We start from the raw sequence: 9,801 nt of genomic DNA on the forward strand, positions 1-9,801 counted from the left end.
CCGCGTCGGCCCGCAACGATTGGGCAGCCTGCGAAGACCTACAAATGCCTGCCCGATGGCCGCAAAAACTACTGCGGCACACCCGGGGGGAGCGGCACGTTGATATTCTCGCCGGCCGACCCATAGGGCGATGCCGGCACAACCGGCGCAACCTGCGTCGTCGGCGGTTGCAGGCGTCGCGCCACTTCGGGATGGCCGGCCGGGCCCAGGGGGCCCTGACCGCCGCGCATCGCGGCGAGCTGATCGCACCATTGCCGCGCGGCGGCGAATTGCGGATCGGCCGCCAGCGCCTGGCCGAAGTGAAACTCGGCGCCGGTGAGATTCTGCTGTTCGTAAAGCAGATAGCCCATGTTGTAGTGGGCGATGGCCGGCGGGTGGACCGCCGCGAGCTGCGCCATCGCGTCCTGCGGCCGGTTCGCCTTGACGAGCACCTTGGCCAGGTTGTTGCGATACAGCTTGCGCTGCGGATCGAGACGAATGGCCTCGTTGATCGATTCCATCGCGTCCAACAGCGAGTCTTGTCGCGCCAGGCAGATGCCCAGGTCGTTGTGAGCGCTGGCCGATTTCGGATGGTACTTGATCGCGGTGCGATACAGTTCTGCGGCCTCGGGCAGGCTGCCTGCGCGATCTTTCATGTGGGCATAGTCGAGCAGCACCTGCAGGTTCTTGGGTTCGAGCGCCAGGGCCTTTTGATAGAACTGCTCGGCGCCGGCCAGGTTGCCCGTGCGCTCGTGCATCTGCGCCACCGAGAGATAGAAGCTGGCCGAAGGCTTGGCCGGCGTCGACAAGGCCACGGGGTCGTTTTCAGCGACTTGCGCGTCTTGGTTGAACGGGTTCTGGCTCGGGCCCTTGTCGCGCTTGAACATACTCGACATGCGCGACGTCGCGCTTTTCGTGCCGTCGCTCACCTTGGTCGTAAACCGGCGAAACGCGCTGGGCTGTTTCGTGCCGCTGGAGCCGAAGGCCGACGATCGACTGCCGTTATCGCTCGCTTGATCGCTGAACACGTCCTGGCGCGCGTCGACGTCGACGCTGTTGGCCGACTTCTTCTTGAACCAGGAGAAACCCTGCGCCGGTGCCTGCGTAGGAGCGAAGAAACCCGCGGCGACCGCGATCAGCACTGCACGGCGCAACGAATGAGCTTGGAACACGACTTGCCTCCCTGCCTGAATGTCGCGGCCCGGCAGAGGATCCGGCTGGCATCCGGCGCGATCGCGAGATCGACCCGGGAACTGCCGCCGGCCGGCGGGCGCGGCTGGAGAGTTCCTGCTCTCCTGTCTTGACATCGGCCCACTTGTGCGTGGGCCTCCATCAGAATCGTCACAAGCCGTTTACCTGGCCCCGCTAGCTGGCAGCATGCCGGCACCGGCCGGCCGCCACTGCGACACCCAGCTGCGACCCCGGCTACTCGCGCAGCATCAGGTACAGGCCCAGGCAAATCCCCAGGCTCGAGAAAATGATAATCCGCGAGGCGCGCTGCCGGTTGATGAGCGACTGCAGCGGCTTGGAGTTGCCCGTCAGGAGGCTCGTCGCAGGCTCGGCCACCTCCTGAGCCGCGACCACCGAGGGCGTCTGCAAGATGCGCTCGCGCAGCCAATGAGCGGCAATGCGATCGCCGTCGGTGATGACCAGGGGCGTCGCGGCCAGCAACGTCCACAGCAGCAGGCCGACGGCAGCGCGGCTACGTTTGCGCGGCGCGACTTCGCTTTCGAAATCCACGACGCGCGACTTGGGGTCGCACAGCACAGGACTCATGAGTCGGTCCTCGGCAGGTTAGCACCGCGTGCCGGCGTTCGCCGGGCGACGCAGGGGGCTCGTTCGACATCCTGCCGAGACCGCTTCCTGGTGCGCTACTGAACACTCCCCGCGTTCTCGAACTTTGGCAGCCGCGGTTGGGGCGTGGTTTCCCGGTATTTGCGTTCGATCGAGTCGATGTAGTCGGCCGGCCAGGCAGGCGGCGCCAGGCCTGTTTCCTGCACGTCGAAGGCGAAATCGAGGTGCATGCCTTCGAGCGACGAGCGGACCGCCGCCATCCGCATCTGGGTGATTTCCGGAGTGGCCGCCCGCGGGACAAACACCGTGCGGTGCGCGGCGGGGCCCTCGACGGCGATCCAATAGACCTTCAATCGGCCAGCCTCGGTCAACTGCTGGTCATCGGGGCGGAAATGGTATTCGCCCAGCATGTTCTGCATCCGCCAGCCGTTTTCGACCATGATCGCAAACGGCATCGTCGCGGCCGTGCGATCGGCGTAGTTGTACGGCGCGGGCCAGCATTGGTTGGCCTTGCAGGTCGCCCAGAAGTTGCGCCAGGGGTTGGCCTCGGCCAAACTCGAGCAGCACAACACGGCCAGCAGCGTGACGCATCCGATGCTTCGCATGCCAGTGATCCTTCGCAGGGCTTGCCCGCCAATGCCCCGCCCGTGCGCGAACCTCCTTGGTCCCGTCGGCGCGGGGGCGTGTGTAAGTCTTATCGGATGAGCACGCGCCGGGACTGCGGCCACTTGATACCTGCCTCGACGCCCGAGCGGCCCTTCCGGAGCGGTTTTGGCAGCTAGCATCCGCGACTTTGACGATCGCGAAAGCCTTACTACCCGCGCCGGCGTGCCAGCATACCGTGCGATCAGTTGCCACTCATCTTCGGGAACATCTCGCGCATCATCGTGATGGCCGCCGGGCCGACGAGCACCACGAAGATGCCGGGGAAAATGAAGATCACCAACGGGAAAATCAGTTTCACGGCCGTCTTGGCGGCCCGTTCCTCGGCCAATTGCCGGCGCCGCGTCCGCATCGAATCGCTCTGCACGCGCAAGGCCTGGGCGATGCTCGAGCCGAACTTGTCGGCCTGGATCAAGATCGCGGCCAGCGAGCGGAGATCGTCGACGCCGGTCCGGACGCCCAGTTCGTGCAACACCTCGGAGCGCTGCCGGCCCATCTGCAAATGCAGGTTCGACAGGCCGAACTCCTGGCTGATCACGCGGCAGCTCTTGCGCATCTCGTCGCTCACCTTGCGCATGGCCTGGTCGAGACCCAAGCCGGCCTCGACGCAGACGACCATCAGGTCGAGCGCGTCGGGTAGGCCGAGAAAGATGGCGTCTTGCCGCTGCTTGGCGATGAAGAGCCGCACGAGGTCGGGCAGATAGAACAACCCGCCGGCGCAGAACATCGAGTACATCAACCCCTTCTGGGTCATGCCGTGGATGCTGAGCATCAGCGGCGTGCCAGCGGCCAGGCCCACGATCAGCCCCAGGAACTTCAGCCCGAGAAAGATCGACACCGCCGACTCGCCGCGGAAGCCGGCGTTGGCCAGCTTGATCTTGAGTTTGCTCGCTTCGAGCTCGTCGGTCGGCTTGAGCGGCTTGGCCAGCGCGGGCGACGCCTTTTCGAACACCCGCGTCATGGCGTTCGCGTCGCTCTTGGGCTGGCTGGCGCCGCGGCGCAACGCCGGGTTCTTGATCTCGTCGAGCCGTTCGTCGGCGCGATTGCGGCCGTTGGCCAGCAATTCCAGCGTCCACCATGCCGCTGCCGCAAACATGCCAAAGATGGCCAGCGGCAGCAGCTCCTCAAAATTGATCAGGTCAGCAAACATGGCCAGCAGGCTCACACTTTGATGTTAATGATCTTGCGAATCACCAGCGCCCCGAGGATCTGCATGACGACGCCGCCGGCGAGCATTTGCTTGCCCATCGGGTCGGTGAACAGCACCATCACGTAGGTCGGATTGAGGTGATAAACGGCCAGGAACAGCACCGGCGGCAATCCGAGGAGCACGATGCCCGAGAGCCGGCCTTCGCCGGTGAGCGCCTGCACCTGGCCCCAGATGCGAAAGCGCTCGCGAATCAAGTGGCCGATCTTGTCGAGGATTTCGGCAAGATCGCCACCCGTCTGACGTTGCAGAATGATCGCGGTGGTGAAGAACCGCAGGTCGGTGTTGGGAATCCGCGTCGACAGTGCCTCGAGCGATTCTTCGAAAGGCACGCCGAGATTCTGTTCTTCGAACACCCGGCCAAACTCGCCGGCAATCGGGCTGGGCATTTCGTCCTGCACGAGGTGAAATCCCGCCGCGAGGCTGTGCCCGGCGCGGAGGGCGCGGGCGATCAGTTCCAAGGCATCGGGCAACTGTGCGGCAAAGGCCTTCAACCGCCGGGACCGGCGGAACAGCAGCCACATCAGCGGCAGCAGACCCATCAGGATCGCGATCACCGGCACCATGGCCAGCGGCGAAAAATACGCGGCGACCGCGCCGCCGAGCCCACCGAAAATCGCCGAGATCAGGAAAAACGTCGCCGGCTTGAGCGACGTATCGGCCTGTTCGAACAGCCGCGTCAGATTGAAGTGCTCGTTGAGAAATTGATCGAGCGCCGACTCGTGGTCGTCGAGCGGCTCGAGCAGAACTGTTTCCTTCTGCTCCTTGCGCGCGCCTTTGCCGCCGGCGGCCGCGAACAAGTCGAGACGGTCCTCGGTGCGGCCGTCGGTCCGTTCGCGCAGCATGACCGCCACGGCCCCGACCAGGGCCGAAACGCCGACGAATGCGGCGATCGAAATCATCAAGGGGCTCATCGTTACGCTCGGTACCAGGGGGTCGTGTGTTTCTCGCGGTGCCCGCGCGGGTCTAGGCTTCCATCATCGTTCGCTGCCGGAACGCGCTGGCCGGCAGCCGCACGCCCGCGGCCTCGAGCCGGTCCATGAACGTGGGACGGATGCCCGTCGACTCGAACCGGCCTAGGGCCACGCCGCCCTCGTCGATGCCGGTCTGCACATAGTGATAGATGTCCTGCATCACGATGGTGTCCTGTTCCATCCCCACCACCTCGGTGATGTGTGTGACCCGGCGCTTGCCGCCTTGCAGGCGGTTGGCCTGAATGATCACGTCGACGGCGCTGGCGATCTGCTGGCGCATCGCCTTGAGCGGCAGCTCGAAGCCGGCCATCGTGATCATCGTCTCGATACGCGCCAGGGCGTCGCGCGGGGTGTTGGCGTGGATCGTCGTCAACGATCCTTCGTGGCCCGTATTCATGGCCTGCAGCATGTCGAGCGTTTCCGGACCGCGGCATTCGCCGATGATGATCCGCTCGGGACGCATACGCAGGGCGTTGCGCACCAGGTCGGTGGCCGTGATGGCGCCCTTGCCTTCGATGTTCGGCGGCCGGGTCTCGAGCCGGACCACGTGGTCCTGCTGCAATTGCAATTCGGCCGCGTCCTCGATCGTGATGATGCGGTCCGTCGGTGGGATGAAGCTCGACAGCGTGTTGAGCAGCGTCGTCTTACCGGAACCGGTACCACCGGCGATGATCATATTGAGCCGGGCCTTGATCGCGCCCTCGAGCAGCATCACCATTTCCGGCGTCAGCGCCTTGAAATTCAACAGGTCTTCCAGCTTGAGCGGGTTGGCGCCGAAGCGGCGAATCGACATCGAGGCCCCGTCGAGCGCCAGGGGCGGAATGATCGCGTTGACGCGCGAGCCGTCTTGCAGGCGGGCATCGACCATCGGGCACGTTTCATCGACGCGCCGGCCGACTCGGGACACGATGCGATCGATGATTTGCAGCAGGTGGCCGTTGTCGCGGAACTGGACGCCGGTCCGTTCCATCTTGCCGCGACGCTCGACGTAGACCTTCTTCGGGCCGTTGATCAAGATATCGCTGATCGTCGGGTCCTTGAGGAGCGCCTCGAGCGGGCCCAGACCGAACGTTTCGTCGAGCACCTCTTCGATCAGGCGCTCGCGTTCGCTGCGATTGAGCAGCGTGCCTTCCGTGTCGCACAAGTGCTCGACCACCAGCCGGATTTCGCGGCGCAGCGTGTCGCCCGCCAGATCGCCGACGCGCGACAAATCGAGCTTGTCGACGAGCTTGCCGTGGATCTTGCGCTTCAGATCCTCAAATTCGTTTTCCGAGGCGCCCGCCGACGGCCGTGTTGCGACGACTTGCTTCGCCATGTTCGAACCTTGCTCCCCAAACTGCTCCGTTGTCGGGCCTGCGCCAGAGCGCCACCCGGTTGCTGATATCCACACCTGCCGACGGCCGTCGAGGCCGCGCAAGCGCAGCATGTGCCTGGCAGTCCGACCTGGCACCGCGCAAACATAGCTCACGGATAGCCGATCCCAGGCTCACGAGGTGGCGAAATGACACGGCGTCGTGATCGCCCTCAGAAGGTGTGGCGAAAACGCCACACGCGGGGCAGACGACAGGGGGGGCCGTTGCGCGAGGCGCGTTACTTCTGCGCCGGTGGCGCGGGCGCGGGCGGTTTTGTGCCCGGCCAGAAATTGCGCAGCCGCCCGGAGAGCGATTTGTTCGCGGCGGCCGGCTCTGTGCCTGCCGCGCTCGGGCCTGCGCCGCCGAGAGAATCCGCCAGTTGCATGATCGACTGCGTGATCTTCGCCTTGGGAGCCTGCTCGATCAGCGGTACGCCGTTGTTGCGCACGTCGACCATGGTGCGATAGTCGTTGGGAAGCTGCCAGTAGATCTCGCGGCCGATCGTGTCTTGCGCCTTTTTGATGCTGATCTGCCCGCTGTCGAGGCCCATGCGGTTGACGACGATCTTCACCTTGTCGGCCACGTTGTGGTGCTCGTTCAGCGAGACCATCAACCGGACGACGTTCCGCAGGCAAGGCAGATCCAGCTGCGTGACCAGCAGGATGTGGTCGGCCAGCTCGAGCGACACCCAGTCGAGCGCCGAATAGCTCTTCGACAAGTCGAAAATCAGGTGCGTGAACGTGGCCCGTAACAGGCCCACTGCACGCTGAAAATCGTCAGGGGTGATCAGCGCCGCGTCTTCCATCTGCACGGGCCGCGGCAACAGGTACAGGCCGGACCCATGCCGGGTGAGCGAGCGCTTCAGCAGCGTGAAATCGAGCCGCGTGACGTTCTGGGCGACGTCGAGCAGCGTGTAATCGGGAATCGTGTCGAGAAACACGTCGGCATCGCCCAGGCTGAGGTCGAGATCGACCAGGGCGACCGAGTTTTGGGTATCGCGGGCCAGCACGCAGCCGAGGTTCACGGCCAGGCTCGTCGAGCCTACGCCCCCCGTCGCGCCGCACACGGCGATCACGTTCGAGGCACGGCTCTTGCCTCCGCCACCGTAGCGCCGATCGCTGATCCGTTCCAAGGCACCAATGAGGTCCTCGAGATGAATCGGCAGCGAAATGAATTCCTTGGCCCCGGCCCGCATGGCTCGGAGAATCAGGTTGCCATCGGTCGAGCTGCTCAGCACCAGGATGCTGCAATTCGGCGCGGTTGCGTTCAAGCGATCGACCAGTTCGAGCGCCTTGTCGGCATCTTTGTCGAGCGAGACGACGCCGATATCGGGCTGCGTCTGCGCGATGACGTCGGCGAAGAACTCGTAGCGCGAGCATTCAGCCTCGAGCCAGATCATGTCCATGCCCAAGAGCATCGACTTGAGTGACTCGCGCGAGCCGTCGTTCGGATCGACGATCGCCAATCGCAGGACGTGCTTCATAGAACTCGATCGTCCGACCAGGGGTGCCTGGGGCACCCTGCCGCCTTGTTTCTCGACCAGGCACCACGGTGCGCAGCGCCGCTCTGGCACTACGCGCCTGCCTTGTTGCCCTCAATAAATTTCTAGGTCGCGATTGGCCCACCCGCCGGAGATCACGGCGAGTTATTCGAAGTCGTAGCCAATCGGACCGATAAACTTGGGCGGTTCCGGCGCCGCTGGCAGCGCGCCCCCGCTAGTGGCGGGCGCCGCCGAGGTCGGACTTTGCGGCGCCGGACGATTTTGACGGGGGATCGCGGGATAATAGTTCGGACGTTCCGCCACAACCGGCGGCCGCGTCGCCATGGCTCCCGGTTGCGGTGGCAGCGGCGCAGCGGTGGGCAGCGGTGCGGCCGACGCACTATCCGGGACCGTCATCCGCGGGACTTGCAACGCGGGCGCGGGTGCCGGCGGAGCGTTCGGGTTGACGGGCAGATTCCCCACATAGCGACGTGCCGGCGCCGCACCACGCCGCGGCGCTGAGGCCATCGGACCTTCGGTCGAGGGATCCGTCGGCATCGGGGCGCTCGGCGGCACGGTTTCTGGCGCCGTCATCGGGGTCGGCGTCATTTCGCCCGGCGTCATCATCCCTTCGACGCTGCCCGGCCCGTAGCCCGGAGAGGTAATCGGCACGCCCATGCCGCTGCTGGCATCGCCGTTGAGGCAATGGGCACAGTGGCCACAACGGCCATCGGCACAACACGGCACTTCGATCATGCCCTTCCAGTACAGCTCGCAATCGCTCGGGGCGCAGGTGTCATAGCCGGGGCCGCCGGGCGGAACCTGGTGCGGCTCCATCGCGTCGACCAGTTCGGGCGTGACCATGATCAGCAACTCGATTTCGTTCGTCGTCGAGCTGTTGCGGCGAAACATGGCCCCGACATAGGGGAGGTCCGCCAGATAAGGCAACCCGCGGCTGCGGCCTTCGGTACGCAACTGCACCAAGCCGGCAATGGCCAGGGTTTGCCCGGCCCGCATCTCGACGCCCGTCTCGACTTCGCGGACACGCAGACCCGGGATGGCGATTTCGTTGATCACCACGCTGCGGGTATTGTCGATTTCGCTCACGCGCGGGCGCACCTCGAGTCGGATGCGGCCGTTGCCCAGCACGATCGGCACGAAGTCCAACTGCGTGCCGTATTTCTTGTATTGAATCGAGACCGTACCCAGGCTCTGCGGTACCAGGATCGGGAATTCGCCGCCGACGTTGAACGACGAAGGCCGGCCGCTGATCGTCACCAGGTTGGGCTCGGCCATGACCTTGAGCAAGTTGTTTTCGCGCAAGGCCTCGAGGAACCCGAAGAACGAGTTGCCGCCGTTGACGACGCCCAAGGTGAGCGTCTCGCCGCCGGTTGTCTTGACGGTTTGCGTCGCTGCGGAGAAGCCGTTGAGCACGCCGCTGATGCCCGACACGACGAAGTCGTTCGCGTTGATCTCGGCGAAATCCACACCCAAGGTGCGCAGCTTGGTGCGAGAGACTTCCATCACCTTGACGTGCAGCAAGACCTGTTGCACCCCGCCGACGGCGATGTTGTTGATCACCTTCGGGTGATAATCCTCGGCGATCTGAATGACGCGGTTGACGATGTCAGGGCGATCGACGTAGCCGGAGACAATCACGCTGTTCGACAGAGGAATCACGCGCAGCGTGCTCTTGGGGAACTGTGTTTGCAGCACCATTTGCAGCTCTTGCGCGTCGCCGAACACGATCACGTCGACCGTGTGAATGCCGTCGTTCTCGTCCCAGAGATTGACCTGCGTCACGCCGGGCTTCTTGGCCAGGACCTGCACCTGGTTGGGCGACAGCGGCGTGATCTCGAGGACCTCCGGGTTGTTCACCTGGGCCTTCGGGATCTTCTGATCGAGCGTCAGGATGCGGCTGGTATTGACCGTCATCTCGAGCCGTTCGCTGGCATTCTGCAGGTTCACGACCAGCGGCTGCCGTGCGAGCTGTGCGTCGGGGCCATGGGCCGCATCTTCCAGCGGCGATTGTGCAACCGCGGCGCGAACGAGCGCGCCCGCGGCCAGTGCCGTGAATAGGGCCATGCGCACGGCCCGGGGCCGTGTGAGTTGAAGCGTCAACATCCGTGAACTTCCTTGCTACGAGCGTTGAGCGGTCGTTGAATCGAGCGACCCGCGTGCGAAGCGGCCTACTTCCTGAGGCATTCGCGGCGGTACTGGCGTCTGGCTGGCCCTCGAAACTGGCGTTCGGTCAAAGGGGGTTACCGAATCGGTAAGTGGCGGGCAGTGCCCGTCAGTTATCTTGGACATTAAGGACGTGCGACAGGCTGTCTAAGGCCGCCGGGTCGAGAT

At 64.6% G+C, this 9,801-nt stretch carries 8 protein-coding genes; all 8 read right to left on the reverse strand.

Going from position 1 to position 9,801, the window contains the following annotated elements:
• Positions 1 to 68: 68 nt before the first annotated feature.
• Positions 69 to 1,151 carry a tetratricopeptide repeat protein gene (locus K1X74_21545; GenBank protein MBX7168936.1) on the reverse strand — a complete coding sequence of 361 codons (1,083 nt, stop codon included), beginning with the start codon at positions 1,149 to 1,151 and terminating at the stop codon, positions 69 to 71.
• A gap of 253 nt (positions 1,152 to 1,404) precedes the next feature.
• Positions 1,405 to 1,755: a hypothetical protein gene (locus K1X74_21550; protein ID MBX7168937.1), complete on the reverse strand. Its 351-nt coding sequence runs from the start codon at positions 1,753 to 1,755 to the stop codon at positions 1,405 to 1,407.
• A 95-nt stretch (positions 1,756 to 1,850) separates the two neighbouring features.
• Entirely contained in the window at positions 1,851 to 2,378 is a 528-nt protein-coding gene (locus K1X74_21555; GenBank protein ID MBX7168938.1) for a hypothetical protein, read from the reverse strand.
• Positions 2,379 to 2,620: 242 nt separating this feature from the next.
• Positions 2,621 to 3,586 carry a type II secretion system F family protein gene (locus K1X74_21560; protein MBX7168939.1) on the reverse strand — a complete coding sequence of 322 codons (966 nt, stop codon included), beginning with the start codon at positions 3,584 to 3,586 and terminating at the stop codon, positions 2,621 to 2,623.
• 11 nt (positions 3,587 to 3,597) lie between these two features.
• Positions 3,598 to 4,557 (reverse strand): type II secretion system F family protein, encoded by a 960-nt coding sequence (locus K1X74_21565; protein ID MBX7168940.1) that lies wholly within the window; start codon positions 4,555 to 4,557, stop codon positions 3,598 to 3,600.
• Positions 4,558 to 4,609: 52 nt separating this feature from the next.
• A complete protein-coding gene (locus K1X74_21570) occupies positions 4,610 to 5,932 on the reverse strand; it encodes a CpaF family protein (protein MBX7168941.1) in 1,323 nt (440 codons plus the stop codon).
• Positions 5,933 to 6,207: 275 nt separating this feature from the next.
• Positions 6,208 to 7,452 (reverse strand): pilus assembly protein CpaE, encoded by a 1,245-nt coding sequence (locus K1X74_21575; protein ID MBX7168942.1) that lies wholly within the window; start codon positions 7,450 to 7,452, stop codon positions 6,208 to 6,210.
• A gap of 162 nt (positions 7,453 to 7,614) precedes the next feature.
• Positions 7,615 to 9,573: a pilus assembly protein N-terminal domain-containing protein gene (locus K1X74_21580; GenBank protein ID MBX7168943.1), complete on the reverse strand. Its 1,959-nt coding sequence runs from the start codon at positions 9,571 to 9,573 to the stop codon at positions 7,615 to 7,617.
• Positions 9,574 to 9,801 lie beyond the last annotated feature (228 nt).

This window comes from Pirellulales bacterium (assembly GCA_019694435.1).
Taxonomy (GTDB): domain Bacteria; phylum Planctomycetota; class Planctomycetia; order Pirellulales; family JAEUIK01; genus JAIBBZ01.

What these genes read in the sequence shown, in the direction of transcription:
- K1X74_21550 (MBX7168937.1), bottom strand. Translation starts at nt 1,755, where the DNA reads ATGAGTCCTGTGCTGTGCGACCCCAAGTCGCGCGTCGTGGATTTCGAA.
- K1X74_21555 (MBX7168938.1), bottom strand. Translation starts at nt 2,378, where the DNA reads ATGCGAAGCATCGGATGCGTCACGCTGCTGGCCGTGTTGTGCTGCTCG.
- K1X74_21560 (MBX7168939.1), bottom strand. Translation starts at nt 3,586, where the DNA reads ATGTTTGCTGACCTGATCAATTTTGAGGAGCTGCTGCCGCTGGCCATC.
- K1X74_21565 (MBX7168940.1), bottom strand. Translation starts at nt 4,557, where the DNA reads ATGAGCCCCTTGATGATTTCGATCGCCGCATTCGTCGGCGTTTCGGCC.
- K1X74_21570 (MBX7168941.1), bottom strand. Translation starts at nt 5,932, where the DNA reads ATGGCGAAGCAAGTCGTCGCAACACGGCCGTCGGCGGGCGCCTCGGAA.
- K1X74_21575 (MBX7168942.1), bottom strand. Translation starts at nt 7,452, where the DNA reads ATGAAGCACGTCCTGCGATTGGCGATCGTCGATCCGAACGACGGCTCG.
- K1X74_21580 (MBX7168943.1), bottom strand. Translation starts at nt 9,573, where the DNA reads ATGTTGACGCTTCAACTCACACGGCCCCGGGCCGTGCGCATGGCCCTA.